The sequence below is a fragment of the Paraburkholderia caledonica NBRC 102488 genome (assembly GCF_000685095.1).
In the GTDB taxonomy this organism is placed as follows: Bacteria; Pseudomonadota; Gammaproteobacteria; order Burkholderiales; family Burkholderiaceae; genus Paraburkholderia; species Paraburkholderia caledonica.
Window position 1 is genome coordinate 15,448 of the sequence record NZ_BAYE01000018.1, and the last position, 25,040, is coordinate 40,487.

Annotated in this window: 25 protein-coding genes; 16 read left to right on the forward strand and 9 right to left on the reverse strand. The window is 62.4% G+C overall.

Annotation, left to right across the window (positions count from 1 at the left end):
• Window positions 1-163: 163 nt before the first annotated feature.
• Window positions 164-1,270, forward strand: a complete 1,107-nt coding sequence (locus BCA01S_RS26720; RefSeq protein WP_027779528.1) for an aromatic ring-hydroxylating oxygenase subunit alpha — start codon at window positions 164-166, stop codon at window positions 1,268-1,270.
• A 159-nt stretch (window positions 1,271-1,429) separates the two neighbouring features.
• Entirely contained in the window at window positions 1,430-2,299 is an 870-nt protein-coding gene (locus tag BCA01S_RS26725; RefSeq protein ID WP_027779529.1) for a sulfurtransferase, read from the forward strand.
• Between the two features lie 157 nt (window positions 2,300-2,456).
• Here the strand turns inward: BCA01S_RS26725 and BCA01S_RS26730 are convergent, their stop codons facing one another.
• The 3 genes from BCA01S_RS26730 to polA all read right to left on the reverse strand — a co-directional run bounded on the left by BCA01S_RS26730 (window position 2,457) and on the right by polA (window position 7,661).
• Window positions 2,457-3,329, reverse strand: a complete 873-nt coding sequence (locus BCA01S_RS26730) for a dienelactone hydrolase family protein (RefSeq protein ID WP_027779530.1) — start codon at window positions 3,327-3,329, stop codon at window positions 2,457-2,459.
• Window positions 3,330-3,417: 88 nt separating this feature from the next.
• Window positions 3,418-4,764: an NAD(P)/FAD-dependent oxidoreductase gene (locus BCA01S_RS26735; protein WP_027779531.1), complete on the reverse strand. Its 1,347-nt coding sequence runs from the start codon at window positions 4,762-4,764 to the stop codon at window positions 3,418-3,420.
• A gap of 155 nt (window positions 4,765-4,919) precedes the next feature.
• Complete coding sequence (gene polA, locus BCA01S_RS26740; RefSeq protein WP_027779532.1) at window positions 4,920-7,661, reverse strand: DNA polymerase I; 2,742 nt, start codon at window positions 7,659-7,661, stop codon at window positions 4,920-4,922.
• A 1-nt stretch (window position 7,662) separates the two neighbouring features.
• On the opposite strand from polA, the gene BCA01S_RS26745 reads away from it, so the two are divergent.
• The gene (locus tag BCA01S_RS26745; RefSeq protein ID WP_027779533.1) at window positions 7,663-8,406 is read left to right on the forward strand and encodes an LOG family protein; all 744 of its coding nucleotides are present in this window, start codon (window positions 7,663-7,665) and stop codon (window positions 8,404-8,406) included.
• A 36-nt stretch (window positions 8,407-8,442) separates the two neighbouring features.
• Here BCA01S_RS26745 and BCA01S_RS26750 read toward each other — a convergent pair whose 3' ends face one another.
• On the reverse strand, window positions 8,443-9,375 hold the full coding sequence (locus BCA01S_RS26750; protein WP_027779534.1) for a transcriptional regulator GcvA: 933 nt from the start codon (window positions 9,373-9,375) through the stop codon (window positions 8,443-8,445).
• Between the two features lie 97 nt (window positions 9,376-9,472).
• Here BCA01S_RS26750 and BCA01S_RS26755 point away from each other — a divergent pair, with 97 nt between their 5' ends.
• Both BCA01S_RS26755 and BCA01S_RS26760 read left to right on the forward strand, forming a co-directional pair.
• Window positions 9,473-10,042, forward strand: coding sequence for a chromate transporter (locus tag BCA01S_RS26755; protein ID WP_027779535.1), 570 nt, complete (start codon window positions 9,473-9,475; stop codon window positions 10,040-10,042).
• Entirely contained in the window at window positions 10,039-10,566 is a 528-nt protein-coding gene (locus BCA01S_RS26760; RefSeq protein ID WP_027779536.1) for a chromate transporter, read from the forward strand. The genes BCA01S_RS26755 and BCA01S_RS26760 overlap by 4 nt, the downstream gene beginning before the upstream one ends.
• A gap of 95 nt (window positions 10,567-10,661) precedes the next feature.
• On the opposite strand, the gene BCA01S_RS26765 is transcribed toward BCA01S_RS26760, so the two are convergent.
• The gene (locus tag BCA01S_RS26765; protein ID WP_027779537.1) at window positions 10,662-12,188 is read right to left on the reverse strand and encodes an AMP nucleosidase; all 1,527 of its coding nucleotides are present in this window, start codon (window positions 12,186-12,188) and stop codon (window positions 10,662-10,664) included.
• A 200-nt stretch (window positions 12,189-12,388) separates the two neighbouring features.
• On the opposite strand from BCA01S_RS26765, the gene BCA01S_RS26770 reads away from it, so the two are divergent.
• The 6 genes from BCA01S_RS26770 to BCA01S_RS26795 all read left to right on the forward strand — a co-directional run bounded on the left by BCA01S_RS26770 (window position 12,389) and on the right by BCA01S_RS26795 (window position 17,655).
• Window positions 12,389-12,784, forward strand: coding sequence for a hypothetical protein (locus BCA01S_RS26770; RefSeq protein ID WP_020071014.1), 396 nt, complete (start codon window positions 12,389-12,391; stop codon window positions 12,782-12,784).
• A gap of 218 nt (window positions 12,785-13,002) precedes the next feature.
• Entirely contained in the window at window positions 13,003-13,998 is a 996-nt protein-coding gene (locus BCA01S_RS26775) for a homoserine kinase (RefSeq protein WP_027779538.1), read from the forward strand.
• Window positions 13,989-14,798, forward strand: coding sequence for a BPSS1780 family membrane protein (locus BCA01S_RS26780; protein ID WP_027779539.1), 810 nt, complete (start codon window positions 13,989-13,991; stop codon window positions 14,796-14,798). Before BCA01S_RS26775 ends, BCA01S_RS26780 begins: the two co-directional genes overlap by 10 nt.
• A gap of 187 nt (window positions 14,799-14,985) precedes the next feature.
• The gene (locus BCA01S_RS26785) at window positions 14,986-15,438 is read left to right on the forward strand and encodes a MarR family winged helix-turn-helix transcriptional regulator (RefSeq protein ID WP_027779540.1); all 453 of its coding nucleotides are present in this window, start codon (window positions 14,986-14,988) and stop codon (window positions 15,436-15,438) included.
• Window positions 15,439-15,610: 172 nt separating this feature from the next.
• Window positions 15,611-16,030 carry an organic hydroperoxide resistance protein gene (locus tag BCA01S_RS26790; protein WP_027779541.1) on the forward strand — a complete coding sequence of 140 codons (420 nt, stop codon included), beginning with the start codon at window positions 15,611-15,613 and terminating at the stop codon, window positions 16,028-16,030.
• Window positions 16,031-16,155: 125 nt separating this feature from the next.
• Window positions 16,156-17,655, forward strand: coding sequence for a cryptochrome/photolyase family protein (locus tag BCA01S_RS26795; RefSeq protein WP_027779542.1), 1,500 nt, complete (start codon window positions 16,156-16,158; stop codon window positions 17,653-17,655).
• A gap of 136 nt (window positions 17,656-17,791) precedes the next feature.
• Here the strand turns inward: BCA01S_RS26795 and BCA01S_RS35345 are convergent, their stop codons facing one another.
• Both BCA01S_RS35345 and BCA01S_RS26805 read right to left on the reverse strand, forming a co-directional pair.
• Complete coding sequence (locus BCA01S_RS35345) at window positions 17,792-17,968, reverse strand: DUF3563 family protein (RefSeq protein WP_084166948.1); 177 nt, start codon at window positions 17,966-17,968, stop codon at window positions 17,792-17,794.
• Window positions 17,969-18,076: 108 nt separating this feature from the next.
• The gene (locus BCA01S_RS26805) at window positions 18,077-19,267 is read right to left on the reverse strand and encodes an extracellular catalytic domain type 1 short-chain-length polyhydroxyalkanoate depolymerase (RefSeq protein WP_027779543.1); all 1,191 of its coding nucleotides are present in this window, start codon (window positions 19,265-19,267) and stop codon (window positions 18,077-18,079) included.
• 330 nt (window positions 19,268-19,597) lie between these two features.
• Here BCA01S_RS26805 and BCA01S_RS26810 point away from each other — a divergent pair, with 330 nt between their 5' ends.
• The 4 genes from BCA01S_RS26810 to BCA01S_RS26825 all read left to right on the forward strand — a co-directional run bounded on the left by BCA01S_RS26810 (window position 19,598) and on the right by BCA01S_RS26825 (window position 22,633).
• Window positions 19,598-20,299 (forward strand): phosphatase PAP2 family protein, encoded by a 702-nt coding sequence (locus BCA01S_RS26810; protein ID WP_027779544.1) that lies wholly within the window; start codon window positions 19,598-19,600, stop codon window positions 20,297-20,299.
• A 132-nt stretch (window positions 20,300-20,431) separates the two neighbouring features.
• Entirely contained in the window at window positions 20,432-21,205 is a 774-nt protein-coding gene (modA, locus tag BCA01S_RS26815; RefSeq protein WP_027779545.1) for a molybdate ABC transporter substrate-binding protein, read from the forward strand.
• Window positions 21,206-21,255: 50 nt separating this feature from the next.
• Entirely contained in the window at window positions 21,256-21,930 is a 675-nt protein-coding gene (gene modB, locus BCA01S_RS26820) for a molybdate ABC transporter permease subunit (protein ID WP_027779546.1), read from the forward strand.
• Window position 21,931: 1 nt separating this feature from the next.
• Window positions 21,932-22,633 carry a sulfate/molybdate ABC transporter ATP-binding protein gene (locus tag BCA01S_RS26825; protein WP_027779547.1) on the forward strand — a complete coding sequence of 234 codons (702 nt, stop codon included), beginning with the start codon at window positions 21,932-21,934 and terminating at the stop codon, window positions 22,631-22,633.
• Between the two features lie 43 nt (window positions 22,634-22,676).
• Here BCA01S_RS26825 and BCA01S_RS26830 read toward each other — a convergent pair whose 3' ends face one another.
• Together BCA01S_RS26830 and BCA01S_RS26835 are read right to left on the reverse strand one after the other, a co-directional pair.
• Entirely contained in the window at window positions 22,677-23,513 is an 837-nt protein-coding gene (locus BCA01S_RS26830) for a TOBE domain-containing protein (RefSeq protein ID WP_027779548.1), read from the reverse strand.
• Window positions 23,514-23,668: 155 nt separating this feature from the next.
• Entirely contained in the window at window positions 23,669-24,052 is a 384-nt protein-coding gene (locus BCA01S_RS26835) for a tautomerase family protein (protein WP_027779549.1), read from the reverse strand.
• 98 nt (window positions 24,053-24,150) lie between these two features.
• On the opposite strand from BCA01S_RS26835, the gene BCA01S_RS26840 reads away from it, so the two are divergent.
• The gene (locus BCA01S_RS26840) at window positions 24,151-25,002 is read left to right on the forward strand and encodes a LysR family transcriptional regulator (RefSeq protein ID WP_027779550.1); all 852 of its coding nucleotides are present in this window, start codon (window positions 24,151-24,153) and stop codon (window positions 25,000-25,002) included.
• Window positions 25,003-25,040: the final 38 nt, after the last annotated feature.

Sequence of the window (25,040 nt, forward strand, 5' to 3'; positions counted from 1 at the left end):
GATTGGTCTGCGGCGAAAAGACCGAACTTTCTCGACATTTTTGACCCAAATCAGTGACTTAACTGTCCCAAGGAGGGGGAAACAGGTATAATCTTGGGCTCCCTAAATCGAATCTTCGATGGTTGGGTTGTTCACTGCTTTCACGTCTTCATCGGGAGTGGGAATGTCCAATCTGAGCAATGCATTGCAGTTGCGGTCTGTTCACAGCCAACTGCCAGTCACGGCTTACTTTGACGAAGCGCTTTTAACGCGCGAAATCGAAACCCTTTTCCGGAAAGGTCCTCGTTACGTCGGGCACGATCTCATGGTGCCGGAAGCGGGGAATTATTTTGCCTTGCCCAGCGAGAGCGAGGGGCGCGTGCTCGTTCGTAACCAGCAGTCGCAAGTCGAACTGCTGTCGAACGTGTGCCGCCACCGGCAGGCCATCATGCTCAACGGCCGCGGCCACGCGGAGAATATCGTCTGTCCGCTGCATCGCTGGACGTACGATCTGAACGGCCAGCTTCTCGGCGCTCCGCATTTTGCGGACAACCCTTGCCTGAACCTGGGCGCCACGCCGCTGCAAAACTGGCAAGGGCTGCTCTTCGAAGCGCAGGGCCGCAACGTCGCACGCGACCTGGCCAACCTCGGCACGAAACGACATTTCGACTTCTCAGGCTTCATGTTCGACCATGTCGAGGTGCACGAGTGCAACTACAACTGGAAGACCTTTATTGAGGTCTATCTGGAGGACTACCACGTCGCGCCGTTCCATCCGGGCCTCGGCAGCTTCGTCAATTGCGACGACCTCACGTGGGAATTCGGCGAGTGGTACAGCGTGCAAACGGTCGGCGTTCACAAGGACCTCGAGCAGCCGGGCAGTCCGACCTACCGCAAATGGCACGACGAAGTGTTGCGTTTCCGCGGCGGCACTCCGCCGGAGTTCGGCGCGATCTGGATGGTGTACTACCCCGGCATCATGATCGAATGGTATCCGCACGTGCTGGTCGTGTCGTGGCTGATTCCGCGCGGTGCGCAGAAGACCACGAACGTGGTCGAGTTCTATTACCCTGAGGAAATTGCGCTGTTCGAGCGTGATTTCGTCGAAGCGGAACGTGCCGCCTATATGGAAACGGCCCGCGAAGACGACGAAATCGCCGAACGCATGGACGCTGGTCGCCGCGCGCTAATGGAGCGCGGCGAATCACAGGTTGGCCCATACCAGAGCCCAATGGAAGACGGCATGCAGCACTTCCACGAGTTCCTGCGGCGCGAGCTCGGCACGATCTGATTGCAGCCTCGCTGCAACTCACTTGCCTTTGCATCAACACACGGAAAGACGGGCTTCGGCCCGTCTTTTTTGTTTAGACTAACGAGGTAGCCCGGCCATCCGGTCGCGTCACGAGACCGCCGGCAACGGAGCCGCCATCGCCCTCATCGAGGAGACGTCATGCCCCACACTCACTACACCACTTTGATCTCTGCGACGAATCTCGCCGAACGACTCGCCGAGGCGCCGGGCAGCGTGTTCGTCATCGACTGCCGCTTTGACCTGGCCGACCCGGAAGCCGGTGAAAAAGCCTATCTCGCAGGGCATCTGCCCGGCGCGCATTATCTGCATCTGGACCGCGATCTGTCCGGGCCGAAGAACGGCACGAACGGGCGCCATCCGTTGCCCGATCGTGCGCGGCTCGTTGAAACGCTGGAATCACGCGGGTTGAAGCAAGGCCAGCAAGTCGTCGCCTACGACGCGCAAGGCGGCATGTACGCGGCGCGCGCCTGGTGGCTGCTGCGCTGGCTTGGCCACGACGCGGTGGCGTTGCTCGACGGCGGCCTGCAAGCCTGGGAAGCCGCCGGCCAGCCGTTGACGCAAGACGTGCCGCCGCAAAACACCGGCGACTTCAAAGCGGGCGCCCCGCTTTCCGTCACCGTCGACGCAAACATGGTCGAGCGCAATCTCGGTTCAAAAGAGCGCGTGGTGGTCGACGCGCGCTCGGCCGATCGCTATCGCGGCGAGAACGAGACGCTGGATGCGGTGGGCGGTCACATTCCGGGCGCGCTCAATCGCTTCTTCAAAGACAACCTGACGCCTGACGGCCGCTTCAAGCCGGCTCACACCCTGCGCGACGAGTTCACCGCACTACTCGGCGATACGCCTCCTGAGCATGTCGTCCTGCAATGCGGCTCGGGCGTGACGGCGTGCGTCAATGCGCTGGCGATGGAAGTCGCCGGCCTGCACGGTGCAGCGCTCTACGCGGGCTCCTGGAGCGAATGGAGTTCTGATCCGAAGCGGCCCGTCGCAACCGGCCCGAATCCCTAAGCGAAGCAAAGCGCCGCCAGCAAAGCGGAAGGCCGTTGCTGCTCATAAGCGGCAACGGCCTTTTTATGTGTTGCATGCGGCGGGGACTGGGCGGCCCGAACGAGTCGCAGCGGCAAGCTCACACGCGGAGCAGAAGCAGAAGCCGCACTGTCGAAGCTCAAACCACTCCGTGCTGCTTGAACCAGGCCAGCGTCCGACGCCAGCCGTCTTCCGCGTCGGCCTTCTTGTAGCTCGGCCGGTAGTCCGCGAAAAACGCGTGGCCCGCATCGTCGTACACAACGAATTGCGAACCGCGCGCTACCTGCGGCCCTTGCGCAATCGCCTGCTTCATCTGCTCGAGCGAGTCCTGCGGAATGCTTTGGTCCTGCAACCCGTAAAGACCGAGCACCGGCGCATGCAGATCCGCCACGCGGTCGAGCGGGTTCGTGGGTGTAGTCGCCGTTCGATCGCCGATAACACGCCCATACCACGCAACCGCTGCCTTGAGCCGCGGATTGTGCTCTGCGTACAGCCACGCGATGCGCCCACCCCAACAGAACCCATTCACGCCCAGCCGGTTCAGATCGCCGCCGTGCTCGCCGGCCCACGCTACTGTCACGTCGAGATCGGCCAGCGCCTGTTCGTCCGGCACCTTGTTCAAGATCTGCTGACTGATTTGCTGGATGGTCGGAAGCGCCATCGGATCGCCTTCGCGGACGAACAGATCCGGCGCGATTGCCAGATAGCCGAGCTTGGCGAAACGCCGGCACACGTCGGCGATATGCTCGTGCACGCCGAACGCCTCATGAATGACGATGATCACCGGCAGATGCGTCTTGCCCTTCGGCTGCGCGCGGTAGGCCGGCACGAGCGTGCCGCCTGAACGCACGGCGATCTCGCCGGCTTCGAGACCTTCGCTGTCGGTATGGATGGTTTGCGCCGACACGGGCAACACGGCGGCAGCAAAACCAGTGCCGATCGCGGCCTTGATGAAAGTGCGCCGGTTGAAGGGAACGTGCGGGACCAGGCTGTCGACATCGGGATTCAGCATGCGGGCGCTCCTCGTTGAACGTTGGAGGCAACAGGATACGCCTCACGCGTGTCCTGTTGCAGATGCAACCTCTTCGCGAGGCGCGCCGTCAGTGCAGCTTGACGCGCGGTAAGGTGGTGCGTCGCAGCCAGTGCGCAAAGGTGTCGAGCACCATTCGGGCGTAGCCGTGTAGCGCGGCGATATGCAGCCGGTACAGCGACATGTACATGAAACGCGCGAACAGTCCTTCGATCAGCATATTGCCGCCGATCACGCCGCCCATCAGATTGCCGACCGCGCTGAAGTGACCGAGCGACACGAGCGAGCCGAAGTCGCGATAGGTAAATTCCGGCAGCGGCCTGTTTTCAAGCCGCGCTGCGAGCGCTTTCAGCAGAAAACTCGCCTGCTGATGCGCGGCTTGCGCGCGCGGCGGCACGTTCCTTTCGTTGCCGGGCCAAGGGCAAGCAGCACAATCGCCGAGCGCGAAGACGTTGTCGTCGATCTCGGTTTGCAGCGTGCGGCGCACGTTGAGCTGACCGAGCCGGTTGACCGGCAAGCCGTCGAGCTGGCTCAGAATAGCCGGAGCCTTGATGCCCGCCGCCCACACCGTCAGATCGGCACGCACGGTTTTTCCGCTCGCGGTGCGGATAATGCCGGGCGCGACCTCGGCCACGGTCTCGCTCGTCATGAGCTTTACGCCGAGCTTGGTAAGCAGCTCGGCGGTGGCCGTCGACACGCGTTCCTGCAGAGCCGGCAAAATGCGCGGCCCTGCCTCGATCAACACAATGCCCACGTCATGCCGAGGATCGAGCTTGTGCAGACCATACGCGGACAACACCTGAGCCGTATTGCGCAACTCCGCGGAGAGTTCGACGCCCGTCGCGCCGCCGCCGACAATCGCCACCTGAATGCGCGGCTCGGACGAAGGCGACGTGCCCAGCCCCGATTCGACCGGCTCGTGCGCCTGATGCTCGGCCCGCATGCAAGCCGCGATAAGACGCTTGCGAAAGCGCTCCGCCTGACTCACGGTGTCGAGTGCGAGAGAGAACTCGGGCGCGCCTTTCACGCCGAAGAATGCCGTCGTGCTGCCGATTGCGATGATCAGCGTGTCGTACTCGAGCTGGCGCTCGGGAAGGAGTTCGGCGCCGTCGTCGTCGAGCACTGTGCCAAGGGTAAGACGCCGGTTCGCGCGGTCAAGGCCCGTCAGTTCGCCCTGCTGGAACTCGAAGCCGTGCCAGCGCGCTTGCGCGGCATATTCGAGTTCCTGCGTGAACGGGTCCATACTGCCGGCCGCCACTTCGTGCAGCAGCGGCTTCCAGATGTGGGTTGGATTGCGGTCGACGAGCGTGACCTGCGCCCGCGTACCGGCTTTGTTCTTGTGAACATAGCGATCGCCTAAGCGAGTTGCCAGCTCCAGTCCTCCTGCGCCTCCGCCAACGACGATAAACCGATGCATTGAACTCTCCGTATTTGCCAATGGGTTGTGCGTCGTGATCGCGCGCGAGAGGCACGCGTCTTTACCGATTGTCCGCGAGCAGCATGGTTTGTCACAAGCCGCCAATACGCATATGTGACATGCACACGACGATATCGCGCGCCGTCGCACAGGCGTCAATGCGCTTCCTCCCAGTTGAGTCCCGCGCCCACTTCAGCGACCAGCGGGACTTTCAGCGCGGCGACGCCGCACATCAACTCGGGCAGACGCTGGCGCACTTCAGACAGTTCGGCGTCCGGCACTTCGAGAATCAGTTCGTCGTGGACCTGCATGATCATGCGGGTGCCGATCCTGGATTGTTCGATCCATTTCTGCACCGCGATCATCGACAACTTGATCAGATCGGCGGCCGTACCTTGCATTGGCGCATTAATGGCCGCGCGCTCCGCGGCCTGGCGGCGCGGACCATTGCCGCCGTTGATTTCCGGCAACCACAGCCGGCGGCCGAACACCGTTTCGACATAACCCTTCGCCTTCGCGCTCAGACGCGTTTCGTCCATATAGCGAGCGACGCCCGGATAGCGCGCGAAATAGCGGTCGATATAGAGCTTCGCGGCGTCGCGCGTAATGCCCAGGTTCGACGCGAGGCCGAACGAACTCATGCCATAGATCAGACCGAAGTTGATGACCTTCGCCACGCGCCGCTGATCGTTCGACACTTCGAGCGGCGTCACGCTGAAAATCTCGGCCGCCGTCGCGCGGTGAATGTCTTCTCCTTGCGAGAACGCGCGCAGCAACGATTCGTCGCCGGAAATGTGCGCCATGATGCGCAGTTCGATTTGCGAGTAATCCGCTGAGACGAGCTTGTGCCCCGGTGGCGCAATGAAGGCCTCGCGAATACGGCGGCCTTCGACGGTGCGCACCGGAATGTTCTGCAGGTTCGGATCGTTCGACGCAAGGCGGCCCGTGACCGCAACGGCCTGCGCGTAATTCGTGTGCACGCGACCGGTTGTTGCGTTGACCATGCGCGGCAGCTTGTCGGTGTAGGTCGACTTAAGCTTCGACAAGCCGCGGTGTTCCAGCAGGATTTTAGGCAGCGGATAATCTTCCGCGAGCTTCTGAAGTACTTCTTCGTCGGTGGACGGCGCGCCGCTCGGCGTCTTCTTCACGACCGGCAATTCGAGTCTCTCGAAGAAGATCTGACCGATCTGCTTCGGCGAGCCGAGATTGAATTCGCCGCCGGCGAGCACATACGCCTCGCTCTCCAGCTGAATCAGACGCGCGGCGATTTCGCTGCTTTGCTGACGCAGTTTTTCCGCGTCGATCAGAACGCCGGTACGCTCCATCTTGCGCAATACGCGCGACGTGGGCATTTCGATGTCGCGATAGACATGCTCGAGCGCCTCTTCCGCAGCAAGCTGCGGATGCAGTGCCTGATGCAGACGCAACGTTACGTCGGCGTCTTCTGCGGCATATTCGGCGGCTTTGTCCAGCGCGACTTCGTCGAAACCGATTTGCTGGGCACCCTTGCCCGCGACGTCTTCGTACTTGATCGTTTTGATGCCGAGGTGGCGCAAGGCGAGGTTGTCCATGTCATGCGGACGATGCGACTCCAGCACGTACGATTGCAACAGCGTGTCGTGTTCGACGCCGCGCATCTCGATACCGTAATTGGCCAGCACCTGCTCGTCGTACTTCAGATGCTGACCGACCTTCTTGTGCTCCGCGCTTTCGAGCCACGGCTTGAGCCTCGCAAGCACTTCGTCGCGCGGCAGTTGCACGGGCGCGTCGGGGCCGCGATGCGCGAGCGGCACATAAGCCGCATGACCCGCTTCTACCGACAGGGACAGGCCCACGATTTGCGCGGTCATCGGATCGAGCGACGTGGTTTCGGTGTCGAACGAGGTCAGTTCAGCTGGGTTGATTTTTTGCAGCCACGCGTCGAACTGTTCCCACGTTTGCACGGTTTCGTAGTGGCGCTCGTGATCGACGCTGAGCGCGGGCGGCACGTCGGTTTCCGGCCCTTCGACCGCATCGGCAATTTCGACCTCGCGCAGCCAGGTCTTGAACCCGTGACGCGTGAAGACATCGCGCAATTCTTCGCGCGATTCGGGCCGGCTCTGCAAATTCTCCTCGATCGACGTGAGATGCTCGGTCAGATCGCAATGACGCTCCACGGTGACGAGCTTGCGCGCCATCGGCAGAAAATCCAGAGCACGTCGCAGATTGTCTCCTACCGCACCTTTGATCTCGTCTGCATGTGCGACGATGCCATCTAGCGACTCGAATTGCGACAGCCATTTGAGCGCGGTTTTCGGCCCGCATTTCTCGACGCCGGGCACGTTGTCGACGGTATCGCCGATCAACGACAGGTAGTCGACAATGCGCTCCGGGGGGACGCCGAACTTCGCAAGAACGCCGGCGCGGTCGAGTTTTTCGTTGGTCATCGTATTGATGAGGGTGACATGATCCGACACGAGCTGCGCCAGATCCTTGTCCCCAGTCGACACGATCACGTTCATGCCACGCTTTTCCGCCTCGGTGCAAAGCGTGCCGATCACGTCGTCGGCTTCCACGCCGTCGATCATCAGAAGCGGCCAGCCGAGTGCACGCACGGCCACATGAATTGGCTCGATCTGCCGCGAGAGATCGTCCGGCATGGATGGACGATTCGCCTTATAGTCGGGATACCAGTCGTCGCGAAACGTTTTGCCCTTGGCGTCGAACACGCACGCGCTATACTCTGCTGTGACTTCCTTGCGCATGCGCCGCAGCATGTTGATCATCCCGTAGAGCGCACCTGTGGGACCACCATCGGGCCCGCGCAGATCAGGCATCGCATGGTAGGCCCGGTACAGATAACTCGAACCGTCGACCAATAGCAGGGTCTTACCTTCAAGGCTTCGTTCTTCAGGCATTATGACTAAGAGAAAAGTGATTCCGAGTCTGCGATCACTCGCAGATCAAGAGCGCGCAACGGCAAAAAAGGCCCGCGCATCGTGGCAGATGTTCACGATTATGGCAGAGTTTATCGAGGCGACCGAGTACCTCTCGGAGATCCGCCCCGCTGTCAGCATCTACGGTTCAGCGCGCCTGAAACCCAGCTCGCCGTACTACAAACTCGCCACGCAAATCGCGCGCAAGCTCTCCGATGCAGGCTTCGCCGTGATCTCCGGCGGCGGCCCAGGCATCATGGAAGCCGCAAATAAAGGCGCTCATGCAGGCAAGGCGCCTTCGGTCGGGTTGAATATCGAGTTGCCGCACGAGCAGTCCGGTAACCAGTGGCAAGACATCTCGCTGCGCTTCCGTCATTTCTTCACGCGCAAGGTTACGTTCGTGAAGAATTCAGATGCCGTGATCGTGATGCCCGGTGGCTTCGGCACGCTCGACGAACTCGCGGAAGTACTCACGCTCATTCAAACCAAGAAGTCGCGTCACGTGCCGATCATTCTGGTGGGCGCAGAGTTCTGGGAAGGTCTGCTTGCGTGGTTCAAGAACTCGCTCACGCCTATGGGCCTCATCAATCCGACAGACATCGACCTGATGCAGGTGATCGACGACCCGGACCAGGTGCTCGAAGCGGTGCTCAAGTTCTACGAAGATCGCGAAGGCACTGAGCCGCAGCCCACCAAGTCTGAAGAAGACCGCATGTTCTATCTGTAACGTGCGAGCGCAGCGCTCGCGCGCAACACTGCTGGATCAATCATTCAAGCGGGCGGCCTCGGGGCTGCCCGTTTGCGTTTGCGCCTGATCAGTCTGATCGCCTTGCGCCTGCAACCATTCGCAGAATTGCGCGACGAGCGGCGCGTGGGCGACCTCTCTTCTTGCCACCCACCAATAGCCGCGCGCGTCGATGCGCGGCGCCGCCAGCGGCATCACGAGCCGGCCGGACGCGAGTTCGTCGGCAAGTAACGGCAAGGGGCCCAGCGCCACGCCGAGTCCATCTACTGCGGCCTGCAAGGCCAGATAGAAGTGATCGAACGATTGCTTCTTCCGACATTTCGCCGTCACGCCCGCGGCCGACAACCAGTTGCCCCAAGCATCGGGCCGCGTATCGGAATGCAGGAGAACATGTCGCGCGAGGTCGTCGGCCGTCTTGATTGGCGAGCGCTGCAGTAGCGCGGGACTGCACACAGGAAGCTCGCTCTCGCCAAGAAAGTGGCCGCTCACACAGTTTGGCCAATGAGCGGGGCCTCGCCTCACCGCGACGTCGAAGCTATCCAATGTTTCGACCGGCGCGTTCGACGTCGCCAATCGCAATTCGACGTTCGGCACCTTGCGCTGGAATTGATGCAGGCGCGGCAGCAGCCATTTCATCGCGAACGTGGGCAATGCATTCACCCGCAGAACGTGAACGACGCCGGTGTCGCGCAGTTGGTCAGTGGCGTGCGCGATGCTGTCGAACGCGGCCTGCACGGTGGACAGATAGCGGCGACCGGCCGCCGTCAGGCGAACGCGCTTGCCATGACGCTGGAACACTTGCACGCCTAGCCACGACTCGAACGCCGCGACTTGCCGGCTGATTGCACCGTGCGTCACATGCAGTTCGTTCGCCGCAGCGGTGAAGCTTTCGTGTCGCGCCGCGGCTTCAAAGGCGCGCAGCGCCGGGAACGGAGGGAGATTACGGGCCATGCTTGTGATTGTAGATCACAAAGGCGCGCGCAAAAATCGTTTTGCCGCATGGCGTTTCGGCGCTAACCTCCTGAGCTTGAACCGAAAGCGAAGCGCCATGGACCACAACCTCACCTCACTCGACTCCGCCGCAGGGCCGAGGCCCACTCTGCGGGAAATTTTCGGCGGTTTTCTGGGCTTGGGACTCATCTCATTCGGCGGAGCGTTGCCGCTCGCGCGCCGCGCGCTTGTCGAGCAACGCCGCTGGTTGAACGCGGAAGAGTTCACCGATCTGCTTGGGCTTTGCCAGTTTCTGCCGGGCGGCAATGTGATCAATCTCTCAGTAGCCGTCGGCATGCGCTTTCGCGGAATCCCAGGCGCGCTCGCTGGATTGCTCGGCTTGATCGCCGGGCCGTCGCTGGTGGTGATCGGTCTTGGCGTGTTGTACGAGCGCACGCAGGACGATCCGCATGTGCGTCATCTATTTGCGGGACTTGCGGCGGCCGCGGCGGGGCTTCTAATTTCGATGGCGGTAAAGATCTTGCTGCCGCTGCGCAATAAACCGATGGCCGCACTCATCGCCGCCCTCGGCTTCGTTGCTATCGCGATCATGCGGCTGCCGCTGTTGCCCACCATGCTTGTGCTCACGCCGCTCAGCATCTACGTTGCATCGAGGAGCGCACAATGAACGACACGCTCGTTTCTCTCGCCATCATTTTTAGTCAGCTTTCGCTGCTCGCATTCGGCGGCGGCAACACCATTCTTCCGGAGATGCAGCGTCAGGTGGTCGAGGTGCATCACTGGATGCCGGCCAGCGAATTCAGTGCGCTCTTCGCGCTTGCCCAAGCCGCGCCGGGGCCCAACCTGATGATCGTCACACTGATTGGATGGCACGTGGCCGGCTGGCCTGGCATGCTGGTGACGTCGATCGCGAAGTTCGGGCCGTCGTCAATCGTGACCATACTCGCGCTCCACGCGTGGGACCGCTTCAAGGACCGGCCGTGGCGGCGTTATGCCCAGTTGGGGCTGGTGCCGGTTACGGCAGGCATCGTCGCGGCGAGCGCGGCGCTGATCGCGGAGGCGTCGGATTCGACGGCGATTGCGTGGGCAGTCACGGCGGCCACAGCCGCAATCGCATTGAAGACGCGCATTCATCCGCTATGGCTGCTTGCCGCGGGGAGCGTGATCGGGCTGACCGGCTTTGGGCAGTAGACGCATCGGTTGATGCCCTTGCTCCTCTGCCGGCCGGACCTACCCGCCGACGGAAGAACCGCCCATAGCAAAAACCGCCCGCCCCGACGCTCCGTTTACTGGAACGCCACCTCTGCAAAGCTGCGCAGCTTGCGGCTATGCAAACGATGCAGCCCGTTCTCGCGCAAAAGCTCCATGGCTTTCACGCCGATTTGCAGATGCTGGTCGACCTGCGCGCGATAGAACTGATCGGCCATGCCGGGCAACTTCAGCTCGCCGTGCAGCGGCTTGTCGGACACACATAACAAGGTGCCGTAAGGCACGCGGAAGCGGAATCCGTTTGCCGCAATGGTCGCGCTTTCCATGTCGAGCGCGATCGCGCGGCTTTGCGACAGCCGCTGAACCGGCTCACGATGATCGCGCAACTCCCAGTTGCGGTTGTCCACACTCGCGACCGTGCCCGTGCGCATAACCCGTTTAAGTTCCACGCCGTCGAGCTGCGTGACTTGCGCGACGGCGCGCTCCAGCGCGACCTGCACTTCGGCGAGCGCCGGAATCGGCACCCACAGCGGCAGATCGGCGTCGAGTACGTGATCTTCGCGCACGTAGCCGTGCGCGAGCACATAGTCGCCGAGGCGCTGCGTGTTGCGCAGGCCCGCGCAGTGGCCCAGCATGATCCACGCATGCGGACGCAGCACGGCGATGTGATCGGTAATGGTCTTCGCGTTCGACGGCCCGACGCCGATGTTGATCATGGTGATGCCGCTGCCATCGGCGCGCTTCAGGTGATACGCGGGCATTTGCGGTAGACGCGGCGGCGCCGTGCCTTCCTGCGCCTGCTCACCGAGATTCTCGTTGTACATGACCACATCGCCCGGTTCGACAAACGACGTGTATTCGCTGCGATAGGCGCGCAGTTCCTCGTCGTCTGTATGGGCCATCATGGTGCGGCCAAGTTTGACGAATTCGTCGATGTAAAACTGGTAGTTCGTGTACAGCACGTAGTTCTGGCAATGCGTGGGCGAAGTCGCCGTGTAATGCTTCAGCCGGTGCAGCGAGAAATCCACGCGCGCCGCCGTGAACAGCGCAAGCGGATGCGGCTCGCCCGCCAATGGCTCGTATGTGCCGTTGACGATACGGTCGTCGAGCAGCGCCAGGTCGGGCGTGTCGAACACGTCGCGCATCAGGAAGAGGCGCTCGCGATCCAGATCGCCTTCGAGGTGAATGCCCTCGGCAAACGCAAAATGAATGGGGATCGGCTGATTCGACACGCCAACTTCGATCTTCACATGATGGTTTTTCGCGAGCAGACGCAACTGCTCACGATAGTAGTTGCCGAACAGATCGGGGCGCGTGACAGTTGTCTCGAACACGCCGGGGCCAGCGACAAAACCGTACGAGCGGCGCGAGTCGATATGCGTGTTGACTTCGGTGCAGACGCGCACGAACGGGTAGCACGCACGTACCCGGCGTTCGAACAGCTCGTTGCGGCGATAGCGCGCGAAGGCGTCGCGCAAGAAAGACGTGTTGGCTTCGTAAATGGCCGACAGGCGTGTAACGGCCTCGGCAGCGTCGTCGAAGGATTCGGTCGGGAAGCTGTTGGCGGGAGTTTGCACCGCGCGTTGATTGGTATCGTTGTTCATCTTCATTCGCCTCTATTGATGAGACGACATTACCACGGAACCCATGATCGCCAAATGACGTCGAGGCGCGCGCAGCACGCGCCGCCGGGGGGCGAGCGAGATTGTGGGCGCGCTGCGGGAAAGCGGCGCAAAATAAGGCGATTGCGCCCGTGGCAGAAGCTGGATTTGCTAGAATCGGGGCACCATTCCGGAGAATCACCATGAAGCCGCTCCTTCCCGTCGCCGTTGCACTGGCCCTTGCCTTTGGCAACGCCGCGATGGCTGCCCAGCCTGTCGACGACACTCCGCCCCCGGGCGCGCCGCAGTCCGCCAACGAACGAGCCGGCCTGCCCGACCTGGAGAAGATCAACCGGCCGGCAGCCGAGGTCAGCTCGAAGGTGGAAATCAACGTCCCGCGCACGCCGAGCTTCCACGAGCGCAGCGGGAACGGCACAGAAATTACTGAATACCGCGACAAAGGCAAGCCCGTCGAAATCAACGTCCGCTCGAACCTTGGCACGCGCTACCAGATGAGCGCGCCACTCGATACGTCGCCCACCGTGCGCGACAACGGACGCGCGAGCACGCGTCTGCCCTCGGTGAACCTGAGGTACTGACGCCTGGCGGGGCGCCGGCGCCGCTCCTGATCAATGCCCTGCGCCGGCGCACGTCGCCGGTGCTGTGAGTTTGAATTCCGCATCGCGCGGCGGTGCGCCGAGCCTCGCAACTGTTCCGCCGACCTGCCTGAACGCACGCTCCGCACTGCTTTCACCACCGCACGTAGCCCGCTGGCCGCATCGCGCCAGCCCGACCAACCTGACCTGACGTTTCCCGCATGGCTGTCTTCACCGCTGTCACCGAATCCCAACTAGCAGGCTGGATGCGCCATTACGATCTCGGCGAAGTCGTCGAATTTCGCGGCATTACGTCCGGCATCGAAAACAGCAACTTCTTTCTCACGACCACGCGCGGCGAATACGTCCTTACCATTTTTGAAAAGCTCACGGCCGGGCAGTTGCCGTTCTATCTGAACCTGATGCGCCATCTTGCGGAGCACCGCGTGCCTGTGCCGGACCCCATGCCGCGCGAGGACGGGTCGCTGTTCGGCATCCTGCACGGCAAGCCGGCCGCTATCGTGACGAAACTCGAAGGCGCGCCGGAACTGGCGCCGGGCGTCGAACATTGCATCGAAGTCGGACAGATGCTTGCGCGCATGCATCTCGCCGGGCGCGATTACACCGGCTATCAGCCGAACTTGCGTAGTCTGCCGTGGTGGAAGGAAACAGTGCCGACCATCCTGCCGTTTCTCGAAGGCGAACAGCGTGACTTGCTGTCGTCCGAGCTCGCGTATCAGGAGGCATTCTTCGCGTCGGCGGATTACGCCGCGCTGCCTGAGGGGCCCTGTCACGCCGACCTGTTCCGCGACAATGCCATGTTTGCGCATGCCGCGCCGGAGACCGGTCACGAAGTACGTCTCGGCGGTTTCTTCGATTTTTACTTCGCCGGCTGCGACAAGTGGCTGTTCGACGTCGCCGTCACAGTCAACGACTGGTGCGTCGACCTCGCCACGGGCAGGCTCGACGAGGCTCGCACCGAAGCCATGCTGCGCGCGTATCAGACGGTGCGTCCTTTTACCGTCGAAGAAAACCGTCATTGGGGCGACATGCTGCGGGCGGGCGCGTACCGTTTCTGGGTCTCGCGCCTGTATGATTTTCATTTGCCGCGCGCGGCCGAACTGCTTAAACCGCACGATCCCGGCCATTTCGAACGCATTCTGCGCGAGCGCCTGTCCGGCGTCGCACTTCCAGGCATTCACACCTCATGCAACTGATCGAAGTCCCCGCGAAAACTGGCTATGTATGGTTCCGGCAAGGTATCTGGCTGTTCCGCAAGAATCCGCTCGCGTTTCTCACACTCTTCTTCACCTATCTGCTAGTGATGACGCTGGTTGCGCAAATCCCGCTGATCGGCAGCGTGTTGCCGCTCGCGTTTATCCCAGGCGTCGCCGTCGGCTTCATGGCCGCATGCCGCAATACGATCGCGGGCAAGCCCGTCTTTCCAACAATCCTCGTGGATGGCTTCCGTTCGTACGGACCAGTGGTCGCCCGTCGGCTGATCGTGCTCGGCGTGTTCTACGTAATCGCGATGGCGGTGGTGCTCGCGGGTTCGGCACTCGCCGACGGCGGCATGTTGCTGAAGGTGATGCTTGGCGCGGGCGCCGCAATGGACCCTCAGGCAGTCGCCAACAGCAATATGCCGCTGGCCGTGGTTACGGCCTTTGCGTTCTACATTCCAGTGGCCATGCTGTTCTGGTTCTCGCCCATTCTCGCGGCGTGGCACGATGTACCGCCCGTCAAGGCGATGTTCTTCAGCCTTGTCAGTTGTTGGCGCAACCGCGGCGCATTCATCGTGTTTGGCGCGCTGTGGTTTGCCGTGGCCATGACGGTGTCGCTCGGCTTGTCGGCCTTGATGCAGGCGCTCGGCGCGGGCGACTTCGCGTTCGCCGTGCTGATGCCCGCGACGATGATCGTCACGACCATGCTGTATTGCTCGTTCTACGCGACATATCGCGGCTGCTACGGCGTGCAGACACCGCAAACGCCTGATCTGCCGACTACACCGGCAGCCTGACGCCTGGCGCCAACTGCCGCTCGCGGCACGGGCGCTCTGTTGCCTGTTTGGCGGGGCTGCCATCCACCGCGGCGCCCGTTTCTCGTAGTCCGCCTTTGCATCTCATAGTCGTCAATGTGCGCCGATTTGCGGCACAATGGTTTGCACTCAATCTATTTGCGTGCACTCCTTTGACACGAGATGCATCATGACCCAGCGCCCCGCTTTGCCCTTCACGCTCGACGAGCAACTGTGCTTCGCCCTCTACTCCACGTCGCTGGCGATGACCAAGGCCTACAAGCCGCTTCTCGACAAGCTCGGTCTTACGTATCCGCAATATCTGGCGATGCTGGTGCTATGGGAAAGCGACGACGTCACGGTCAAGGGTATGGCCGCGCGCCTGAACCTCGATTCGGCGACTGTCACGCCCCTGCTCAAGCGCCTCGAGACGCAAGGTCTAGTAGAACGGGTGCGGGGAGTAGAAGACGAACGTCTCGTCTACGTTCGGCTCACCAAGGCTGGCGCAGCGCTCAAGCGTCAGGCCCGCGAGGTGCCCGCCGAAATCTTCTGCGCCACCCAACAGACGCCCGAATTCCTGCTGCGATTGCGCGACGATCTGACTCGCCTGCGCACCACGCTTAACGACTACATGGATAACTAGACGCGCCGATGCAAAACGCTGACCTATCGACGCTATGCAAAATTTCATTTGTACACAAATGATTTGTGTACTATATTTATCACACGCCGCTTCACTGGCACCGCGCCACAACGGCAGGTAGCGCGAAGCGGCAACATGCAGACCCTTACAACCCAGATCAAGGAGCAGCGCGATGAACATCCTCTACAAAGCAAGTGCAACGAGCACCGGTGGCCGCGACGGCCGTGCAGTATCGTCGGACAATGCGTTGGACGTTAAGCTCGCTGCCCCGCGCGAATTGGGAGGCAACGGCGCAGCCGGCACGAACCCCGAGCAGTTGTTCGCGGCTGGCTATTCGGCATGTTTTCTCAGCGCAATGAAGTTTGTCGCGGGTCAGCACAAGCAGACGTTGCCTGCCGATACTCAGGTCACTGCAGAAGTCGGTATCGGTCCGAACGACAAGGGCGGCTTCGCACTGGACATCGATCTTCGTATCTCGCTGCCGGGTCTGGATGCAGATGCAGCCAGAGAACTGGTCGACGCCGCTCACCAGGTTTGTCCGTACTCGAACGCTACGCGCAACAACGTCGCAGTTCGTCTGCAAGTCGCGTAAGCTGCCACGTCGGCGGGTCGCTCACGGCTCGCCGGAAGGGCGCGGCACTTCAAGTGCCGACTTCATCCGCGCCCGCCCCTCGACGCCGAGGGCGGGCGCGCAGCCATTTACATCTCAACTTGCCGATGACACGCGTCCGACGACTGAACGACACCTTCGACACCGGCTTGGTCTGGTTTCGCCGCGACCTGCGCAGCACCGATAACGCCGCGCTGTACTATGCGCTCAAGCATTGCGAGCGCGTGTGGTGCGTGTTCGTGTTCGATACGACGATCCTGCAACCGCTCGTTGATAAGTGGCTGACGCTTCATCCGGGCACGCAGGCGCAAGATCGCCGTGTCGAGTTCATTCTTGCGTCGCTGGGCGAACTTGACGAAGCGCTGCGCGCTCAGGGTGGCGGGCTCGTCGTGCTGAGCGGTGATCCGGCCGATCTCGTTCCGAAGCTCGCCAACGAGTTGCAGGTCGATGCGGTATTTGCGAACCACGACTACGAACCCGCCGCGATCGAGCGGGACGAGAAGGTGCGCGAGCGTCTCGCCGAGGCAGGACGCCAATGGCTGACTTTCAAGGATCAGGTGATTTTCGAGCGCGCGGAACTGTTGACTGGCCAGAACAAGCCATTCACGGTTTTCACGCCGTACAAGAACGCGTGGCTCAAGCAACTGACGAGCTTCGATCTGAAGCCTTATCCGGTCGAAACCTACGCAAACCACCTGGCCAAGCTGCCGGCAAAACTAGACCGGCATCTACCGACGCTCGATCAACTGGGCTTCGCGCCCAGCAATCTCGGAGAGCTCGAGTTGCCCACCGGCATGAGCGGCGCGCGGCTGCTGCTCGACGACTTTCTCACGCGTATCGACAGCTACGCTGAACGGCGGGATTTTCCGGCGGCCAAGGGGCCTAGCTATCTGTCGGTGCACTTGCGCTTTGGCACCGTGTCGATTCGCACGCTCGCGCGGCTCGCTCATGAGATGTCTCTGCAACCGGACGGCCTGGGCTCAGCGACGTGGCTCTCGGAACTGATTTGGCGGGATTTTTACTTCATGATCCTGTCGCATCACCCCAGGCTCGCGGGCGGCGCCTCGTTCAAGGAAGAGTACGACCGTCTGCGTTGGGAGCGGGGCCCGGAAGCGGATGAAGCGTTCGCCGCATGGTGCGAAGGCCGCACCGGCTATCCGCTTATCGACGCGGCCATGTTGCAGCTCAACAGCACGGGCTACATGCATAACCGTCTGCGCATGGTGACCGCTAGTTTTCTGGTGAAGGACTTGGGCGTGGACTGGCGGCTCGGCGAGCGCTATTTCGCCGACCAACTGAACGATTTCGACTTCGCGGCAAATAATGGCGGCTGGCAATGGGCGGCTTCGACAGGATGCGATGCCCAGCCCTATTTCCGGATCTTCAACCCAGTCACGCAATCGGAAAAATTCGATGCCGACGGCCGGTTCATCAAACGCTATTTGCCGCAGTTGGGGAAACTGCCGGCTAAATGGCTCCACGCGCCGTGGCTGGCGGGCGCGGAACGGCTCGCACAACACGACGTTGTGTTAGGCAAGGATTACCCGGCGCCGATCGTCGACCACGCGCAGGCGAGAGCCCGGACGCTGGCTCGTTTCGGAAAGTGAGCACGCGCTCACGGTGTTTTTGTAACGCAGCCGGAAACCGGCCTTTGTAGCAGCACTACTAGCTGGGGAGCCGAAACTCAGCCCGTCGCCAGCACCGGCGTCGTTTGCTACCACCGATGCTTCAATCAGAGTCAGCTTAGTGCTGGCTCATCCACGACGGCTGACGAAAGTTCGCGTCGCGATCCAGCTTGTGCATGCGGAACTCGAGGTCATACAGGTCGGTGGCTTCGGCCAGGAACGCATCAGCGCGTTCTTTTGCGAGTTGTTCGGGCGACTTGGTCAAAAACAGGAACAGGCGGGTAAGCAGGTACATGATGAGAACCTCGGTAATGAGTGCAGGCATTACGCCTAGGGGATAACCCGTATTATAGGGAAAACCCTAGGATTACGCCAACAATCATTTTCGGTTGTTGCTCAAAAGTCACCGTGCGTACGCAGAGGCGTCGGCCGAAGTGCTCTCGGCGACGCCCGCGCCCACGCGCCGCTGGTGCTTGAAGAACTCCCACACCATGGTGCTGGCGTCCGGGCCCTTCGCGGAATGAAACGGCACAGAGTCGTCCCCGCCGCTCCAGGCATGCGCCACGCCTTGCACGTGACACACGCGCACGACGCGCCGGCCGCTACGGAAATAGTCGCGTAGCGTCATGCCGCCCTTGCGCTCTTCGCGCATTTCGCCGGATTTGCGCGCGCCTTTGGGATCGATCATCCGATTCAGACGCAGAAATTGCGTCGCAAGCTGGTCGGCGTTGACCGGCGCAACCACATGATCGGCGTCGCCGTGGATGATGAGCGCCGGCATGCCCGGGTAGTGCGCGACGTCCGCGACCTCGTCTACGAGTTCAGCAGGATCGCGCCGCGCGCCGCGCCGCATCACGTCCATCGCCGTAATGCCGGAGCGGGCTTCGCCAAAAGCCGGTCCAGAGTGCAGCGCGACCGCCGCAAAGCGGTCCGGAAAACGCAGCGCCAGCAGCGCCGCGAGCCCCGCTCCCGCAGAAATTCCAGCGACATACACGCGCTCGCTGTCAAAACCATGCTGGGCGACCAGCGCATCGACCAGCGACACCACCGCCCGCGCCTCGGCACCACCCGCGCTTTCGCCCGAGTCGTACCAATGCCAGCAGCGGTGCGAATGCGCGTGCTTCGACTGTTCCGGATAGACGACAGCAAAACCGTAGCGGTCCGCCAGCACGTTCATCCGTGTACCTTGCGCAAATTCGTCTATGGATTGCGTGCAGCCGTGCAACATTACAAGCAGCGGCATGGTTTCGAGAGCGTGGCCCGACGGAACGTAGAGGCCGTATTGAAGATGATTGACCAGCCGGCCGGGCGCAGCAGGCGCCGAATGGAACGAACGTGTCCACGATCCGCTCGCCCACGCTGCCGCCCGTGGCCGCACCCGCGATTCGCGTGCGGCCGCGTGCGGCGCTTCGCGTTTGACGGGCGAACGCAGTGCGGCAGACTTCAGCGGGCGGACCTTCGTCGACGGCTTGCTGGATGCCGCGCGGGTCGGGCGCTTAGTTGCGCGCTTGGCGGTCGTGTGGGCGTGCTCGGTCTGAATAGCGAGCAGGCGCTTGAGGCCGCGGAGCCAGATTTTCGATAGACTTTTTGCCATCGGCGCTAAACCTCGCAAAAAGGGCAGGATTGACGAACGCACATGCGTTTCTTGTGCAATGCACAATAACATCAATCCTCAGGCGATGCAGAAGCCGCCTGGCGACCGCCGGTACCGCTTGCCGCACTAAACCTTGTCCCCGACCGCCATTAAAGGCTGCTGGCGCCTGTTAGCCGCCTAACATCCCCAAGCAAAAAGCTTGTCTACGCGGCGAGAGCCGTCAGCAGGCGCCGTCTATACTAGGCGCTTACCGAACGCGTCGGCGCTTTGCCTTGCTCGCGCGCTAGTGAGATATCAATGATTCTATGCGGCTCTGACCGCCTTTTCGCGATGCCCGACCTACCATCCCAACTGTGGTACTCGATCACCAGCCTCGGCGGCGCCGGCATGACGCTGCCGCTAGCGTTCGCCATCGCGATGTGGCTCGGGGTCGGCTACACGTGGCGCATGGCAGCCGGCTGGCTGCTGCTGCTCGGCGCGGCAATCGGCGTGGTGACGGTGACGAAGCTGGCGTTCCTGGGCTGGGGCGTAGGCGTGCGCGAGTTCGATTTCACGGGCGTCAGCGGCCATGCCATGCTCTCGACGGCCGTCTATCCAGTCGCCCTCTTCCTGATGCTTTTGCGCACGCGGCCGTCCGTCCGCGTGCTGGGCGTTGTACTCGGGTTGGCTGCCGGAATGGCGGTTGGATTGTCACGTGTCGTGCTGAGCGCGCACTCGCCTTCGGAAGCAATCACTGGGTGCCTCGTCGGCGCGCTAGCCGCGCTTTTGTTCGTGCGGATGGCGTGGAACGCCGTTCCCGAGCGCCTTTCCGTGCTCCCAGTCGCGGTCAGTCTGATGGCGCTTGCCGTGCTGATGCACGGCGTTCACGTGCCGACTCAGCGCTGGGTGACGCACATCGCGCTAAAAGTGTCCGGCCACGACCGACCGTTCATTCGGGCTAAGTGGAAGGCCGCGCGCGATGTCCGGCCGGCCGCCGCGCCACTCTCGCAGACGCGAAACAGCCTCGCGCCGCCGCACTCACTGAACGTCTAAGCCGTTTTCTGGCCTCGCCATCCGCCTTCTTCGCCCGGCGGCATGCTCGTCGCGCCAGCGCTATAACCTCGTCTATATTACGATACGGGTTTCCAATCACCGTTCCGGCGCGCGCCGGACTTCCACACGTTCATGACACTGTCCCGCCGCCTGCTGAAACAAGCGCTGCTTATGACCAGCGCGGTCTTTATTGTCTTTAGCGTCAACGCCCGCGCCGATGAACTGGTCGTGTCCGCGGCCGCCAGCCTGACCAATGCGTTCACCGCAGTGAGCGAAGCCTTTGAAAAGCAGCACGCCGGCACCAAGGTCCTGCTCAATTTCGGCGCGTCCGACGTATTGATGCAGCAAATCGTCAAAGGCGCGCCCGCCGACGTTTTTGCGTCAGCCGACCAGAAGGCCATGGACAAGGCCGCAGCGGAGAAAGTCATCGTACCGGCCACGCGCAAGGACTTCGCTGCCAATTCGCTCGTTCTGATCGTCCCGGCGGACAGCCGTTTTGCGCCGTCCAGTCTCAACGAATTGACGTCGTCGAATGTAAAACGGATTGCGTATGGCGACCCGGCCTCCGTGCCGGTCGGCCGCTACACGCAAGGTGCGTTGCAAGCCGCCGGCGTGTGGGATGCCGTGAGCGCCAAGGCCGTGCTTGCGGCGAATGTGCGTCAAAGCCTCGATTATGTGTCGCGTGGTGAAGTGGACGCCGGTTTCGTGTTCGGCACCGATGCCGCAATCGTCCCCGGCAAGGTGAAGGTCGCGCTGACGGTGCCGACGCAAACCCAGATCACCTACCCGATCGCGCAAGTGGAGAGCAGCCGTCATGCAGCGGACGCGCAGGCCTTCGTAAGCTTCGTTTTGTCGCCGGCCGGCCAGGCGGTGTTGGCGAAGTACGGTTTCAAACCGGCCCACTAACTCCCGATCGCTCTACCTCCATCAACGTCGACAACGGACCGCACACGATCATGCAACAAGCCTGGATTCCGCTGATGCTGTCACTCAAGGTGGCAGGCTGGGCGACCGCGCTGAATCTGGTGTTCGGTGTTGCCGCCGGTTTCGGCCTGTCGCGCTGGCGCTCTGGAGCGCGCGACGTCGTCGATTCGTTGCTGACGCTGCCGCTCGTCATGCCGCCCACGGTGCTCGGTTACTACCTGCTCGTCCTGCTCGGGCGACGCGGTGTGATCGGCGCCTGGCTCGACCGCTTCGACATTCAACTGGTGTTCACCTGGCAAGGCGCGGTGATCGCGTCGACGGCGGTGGCGTTCCCGCTGGTGCTGAAATCGGCGCGCGCCGCCTTCGAAGCCGTCGATCCGCAACTCGAACGCGCCGCGCGCACGCTCGGCGTCAGCGAACCGGCGGTTTTCTTTCGCGTGAGCCTGCCGCTTGCCGCGCGAGGAATTCTCGCCGGCGGCCTGCTGGCATTCGCGCGGGCGCTCGGCGAATTCGGTGCCACGCTTATGATCGCGGGCAACTTGCCGGGCCGCACGCAGACGCTTTCGGTCGCGGTCTACTCAGCCGTGCAAGCGGGCGACGACGCCACGGCGAATTTCCTCGTGATCGTGACCTCGGTCACGTGCGTCGTGATCCTGCTGGTCGCCGGCCGCCTCGTGCCGCAGCGCACGCTTCTGGTTTCCCGCTGATATGCCGATCGAAGTCGACATCCAAAAGACATTCGTGAGCGCCGAACGCCGCTTCACGCTCGACGTCGCTTTTACTGCGACCACGCAGCGCGTGGTGTTGTTCGGTCCGTCCGGCGCGGGAAAGAGTCTGACGCTGCAGGCGATCGCCGGCCTGTTGCGTCCCGACGAAGGCAAGATCACGCTGCACGGCAATGCGCTGTTCGACAGCAAGCTCAATGTCGATCTGAAGCCGCAGGCGCGCAAGGTCGCGTACCTTTTCCAGGACTATGCGCTGTTTCCGCATCTGAACGTGCGTCAAAACATCGGTTTCGGCTTGCAGCGCGGCTGGTTCAATCCTCGCGCGCGCAGCAGCCATGCACAGATCGATTACTGGCTCGACGCGCTGGAGTTGCGCGGTGTCGTCGGCAATTTTCCGGCGCAGCTTTCGGGTGGGCAGAAACAGCGCGTCGCGCTTGCGCGCGCGCTCGTCGCGCAACCTCAACTGCTGTTGCTGGACGAGCCGTTTTCGGCATTGGACAGCACGCTGCGTCAGCGCATGCGGCTGGAGTTATCCGACTTGCAGACACGGCTTGATATTCCGATGGTGCTTATCACGCACGATCCCGACGACGTGGCCGCCTTCGGCGATCAGGTCGTGCAGATCAACGACGGCCGCGTTCGCGAAAACCAGGCATTCAGCGGCTACGCACGCAGCGAAACCTGATTGGCGCGCGCCCTTGCCCTTGCCCTCTCTCTCGCACGAACGCTCAGTCTTTCACGCCGAGTATCACGCTGGACGCCTTGAATGCCGCGACGGCGCTCGCGCCTTGTGCGAGGCCGAGTGATTCGGCGCTTTCGTTCGTGACCACGGCTGTGATGATCGCGCCGCCTTCGAGCATGAGCGACACCTCGGCACTAACTGCGCCCCGCTTCACGCATTGCACGATGCCGCGCAGCTGGTTGCGAGCAGACAGCTTCAGCGGCGCGCCGTTTTCACGTTCGACTAGCAGCACGACCCACGACGCCTTGATCAGCGCGAACGCCGCCGAGCCGACTGCAAGGCCAAGCGCTTCAGTGCTTTCGTGCGTGAGGACGGCGACGATCGTATGCCCGCCGGGAAGCGTCAGCGAGACTTCGTCGTTGATCGTGCCGCGCGCGATATGCGCTACGGTGCCGTACAGCTGATTGCGTGCGCTCGTTTTCACGCCGATACGGCCGATCAGATCCCAGTCCGGCGCGAAACCTTCGATTGCGGCGCCCGCACGCTCGAGAAAGCGCCGATGTTCGCGCTCGACCGCGCGAAAGGTATCGATGAGCTTGAGTGCGCGCGGCGTCAGCGTAGTGCCGCCGCCGCCCTTGCCGCCAGTCAGACGCACGACGAGCGGCTCGCCGGCGAGGTTGTTCATTGCATCGACGGCGTCCCACGCACCCTTGTAGCTCATGCCGACGGCCTTCGCCGCGCTGGTGATGGAGCCGGTTTCGCCGATCGCCGCGAGAAGCGCGATTCGCGACGCGCCGCCGAGCGTATTGGCGCCCGCCTGGAACCAGACCGAACCGCCGACTTCCAGCGGTTCGTGAGACGGATCGGTGAGCTCGGGTGCCATGGCGAGGAGCGGTCAGTGAATGATCGGGAACAACGGACCATTATAGCGACCGGTGCTGCGCCCCTCGGAGGCTGAAGGCTGTGCGAGCCAGGCAAGCCGCAACGGCAAAACTGCCGCAACGCCCGGACGGAACCGGTTGAAGCGAGCGCCGCCGCTCAAAGCGCGTATTGGGCGATCCCGTTGCCGAACGACCAGTTCTCTTTCAAAACTTCGACGAGGTTGATCAGCACATCCTCTCGCCTCAGCCCGGGCGACTCATGCAACTCATCGACCATGCGCTTGTAAAGCGCCTTCTTCTGCTCCAGCGTGCGCGTGTTGTTCAGCGTTATCTGAATCATCACGAGGTCGTCGGTTCGCTGCACATTCAGGTACTGGTTGTCGTACACGAAGTTGTCCGCTTCGTGCTCGGTGATCAACATGAAGATGTCGTCTTTCGGCACGTTGAATGTGGCAACGAGCGCCCGCTGAGTGCTGTCCGCAATTGCCTTCCGATATTCGGCGGGCTTGCCGGCGCGCAAAGCGATTTGGGTAAGTGGCATGACTGACTCCTCAAGTGTGTGAATACGTGCACACAGCTTAGGTGGGCCGGTACATAATGAACAGATATTGCTGGCTATTTCATCTATATTCAACTGAAATGAAAGTCCTCGATCTGGATGCCGTCCGTGCGTTCGTGCTTGTCGCCGATCTGTGCAGCTTCACGCGCGCCGCCGCTGCGCTCGACACCACGCAATCCGCGGTCAGCCTCAAGCTCAAGCGCCTGGAAGTGCATCTGGGCAAGCAGTTGCTGGAGCGCACGCCCCGCGTGGTGCGTCTTTCCGTCGACGGCAAGGCGTTTCTGAGCGCTGCCCGCGACCTGTTGAACGCGCATGAGCGGGCGCTGGGGTCGCTATTGGCGGAGCGTCGGCGGCTCTCGCTCGGCCTGAGCGAACATGTCGCGGGGCCCGACCTGCCGCAACTGCTGGCGCGACTGAACGCGCACGACCCGGGGCTCGTGGTCGAACTGCACCTGGGCACGTCCGCTGCGTTGCTCGCCCATTTCGACGAACGCCGTCTCGATGCGGTGATCATCCGGTATGGCGCGGACGAGCCGCCGCGCGACGACGCCCAGGTATTGTTCAGCGAGCCGCTCGAATGGCTCGCAACGCCGGCCTGGCTGCCACGAATGGGCGAGCCATTGGCGCTCGCACTGTTGAGCCCGCCGTGCAACGTGCGCGATGTCGCGCTGCGTACGCTGACGGAGGCGTCGGTGGCATGGCAGGAGGTCTTCGTCGGCGGCGGCGTCGCGGCTGTCGGCGCGGCGGTGGCCGCGGGACTCGCGGTGTCGCCACTTGCGCGCAGAGTAGCGCCGCGCGGTTTGATCGATGTCGGCGGGCGGCTTGGACTGCCGCGACTGCCGGAGTCTCGCGTGACGCTGCACTCCCGCGTGCGGGACGAGCGTTCTAAGGAAACGCTGCGGCTGGTGACGAACGGGCTGGCGAGCGGGTGAGCTGGCTGGAGGGACGCGTTGTGGGTGCGTTGGCGGTC

Bases quoted from the DNA above. Each gene is read 5' to 3' on its own strand.
- BCA01S_RS26720 (WP_027779528.1), top strand. From the start codon at position 164: ATGTCCAATCTGAGCAATGCATTGCAGTTGCGGTCTGTTCACAGCCAA.
- BCA01S_RS26725 (WP_027779529.1), top strand. From the start codon at position 1,430: ATGCCCCACACTCACTACACCACTTTGATCTCTGCGACGAATCTCGCC.
- BCA01S_RS26730 (WP_027779530.1), bottom strand. From the start codon at position 3,329: ATGCTGAATCCCGATGTCGACAGCCTGGTCCCGCACGTTCCCTTCAAC.
- BCA01S_RS26735 (WP_027779531.1), bottom strand. From the start codon at position 4,764: ATGCATCGGTTTATCGTCGTTGGCGGAGGCGCAGGAGGACTGGAGCTG.
- polA (WP_027779532.1), bottom strand. From the start codon at position 7,661: ATGCCTGAAGAACGAAGCCTTGAAGGTAAGACCCTGCTATTGGTCGAC.
- BCA01S_RS26745 (WP_027779533.1), top strand. From the start codon at position 7,663: ATGACTAAGAGAAAAGTGATTCCGAGTCTGCGATCACTCGCAGATCAA.
- BCA01S_RS26750 (WP_027779534.1), bottom strand. From the start codon at position 9,375: ATGGCCCGTAATCTCCCTCCGTTCCCGGCGCTGCGCGCCTTTGAAGCC.
- BCA01S_RS26755 (WP_027779535.1), top strand. From the start codon at position 9,473: ATGGACCACAACCTCACCTCACTCGACTCCGCCGCAGGGCCGAGGCCC.
- BCA01S_RS26760 (WP_027779536.1), top strand. From the start codon at position 10,039: ATGAACGACACGCTCGTTTCTCTCGCCATCATTTTTAGTCAGCTTTCG.
- BCA01S_RS26765 (WP_027779537.1), bottom strand. From the start codon at position 12,188: ATGAACAACGATACCAATCAACGCGCGGTGCAAACTCCCGCCAACAGC.
- BCA01S_RS26770 (WP_020071014.1), top strand. From the start codon at position 12,389: ATGAAGCCGCTCCTTCCCGTCGCCGTTGCACTGGCCCTTGCCTTTGGC.
- BCA01S_RS26775 (WP_027779538.1), top strand. From the start codon at position 13,003: ATGGCTGTCTTCACCGCTGTCACCGAATCCCAACTAGCAGGCTGGATG.
- BCA01S_RS26780 (WP_027779539.1), top strand. From the start codon at position 13,989: ATGCAACTGATCGAAGTCCCCGCGAAAACTGGCTATGTATGGTTCCGG.
- BCA01S_RS26785 (WP_027779540.1), top strand. From the start codon at position 14,986: ATGACCCAGCGCCCCGCTTTGCCCTTCACGCTCGACGAGCAACTGTGC.
- BCA01S_RS26790 (WP_027779541.1), top strand. From the start codon at position 15,611: ATGAACATCCTCTACAAAGCAAGTGCAACGAGCACCGGTGGCCGCGAC.
- BCA01S_RS26795 (WP_027779542.1), top strand. From the start codon at position 16,156: ATGACACGCGTCCGACGACTGAACGACACCTTCGACACCGGCTTGGTC.
- BCA01S_RS35345 (WP_084166948.1), bottom strand. From the start codon at position 17,968: ATGTACCTGCTTACCCGCCTGTTCCTGTTTTTGACCAAGTCGCCCGAA.
- BCA01S_RS26805 (WP_027779543.1), bottom strand. From the start codon at position 19,267: ATGGCAAAAAGTCTATCGAAAATCTGGCTCCGCGGCCTCAAGCGCCTG.
- BCA01S_RS26810 (WP_027779544.1), top strand. From the start codon at position 19,598: ATGCCCGACCTACCATCCCAACTGTGGTACTCGATCACCAGCCTCGGC.
- modA (WP_027779545.1), top strand. From the start codon at position 20,432: ATGACACTGTCCCGCCGCCTGCTGAAACAAGCGCTGCTTATGACCAGC.
- modB (WP_027779546.1), top strand. From the start codon at position 21,256: ATGCAACAAGCCTGGATTCCGCTGATGCTGTCACTCAAGGTGGCAGGC.
- BCA01S_RS26825 (WP_027779547.1), top strand. From the start codon at position 21,932: ATGCCGATCGAAGTCGACATCCAAAAGACATTCGTGAGCGCCGAACGC.
- BCA01S_RS26830 (WP_027779548.1), bottom strand. From the start codon at position 23,513: ATGGCACCCGAGCTCACCGATCCGTCTCACGAACCGCTGGAAGTCGGC.
- BCA01S_RS26835 (WP_027779549.1), bottom strand. From the start codon at position 24,052: ATGCCACTTACCCAAATCGCTTTGCGCGCCGGCAAGCCCGCCGAATAT.
- BCA01S_RS26840 (WP_027779550.1), top strand. From the start codon at position 24,151: ATGAAAGTCCTCGATCTGGATGCCGTCCGTGCGTTCGTGCTTGTCGCC.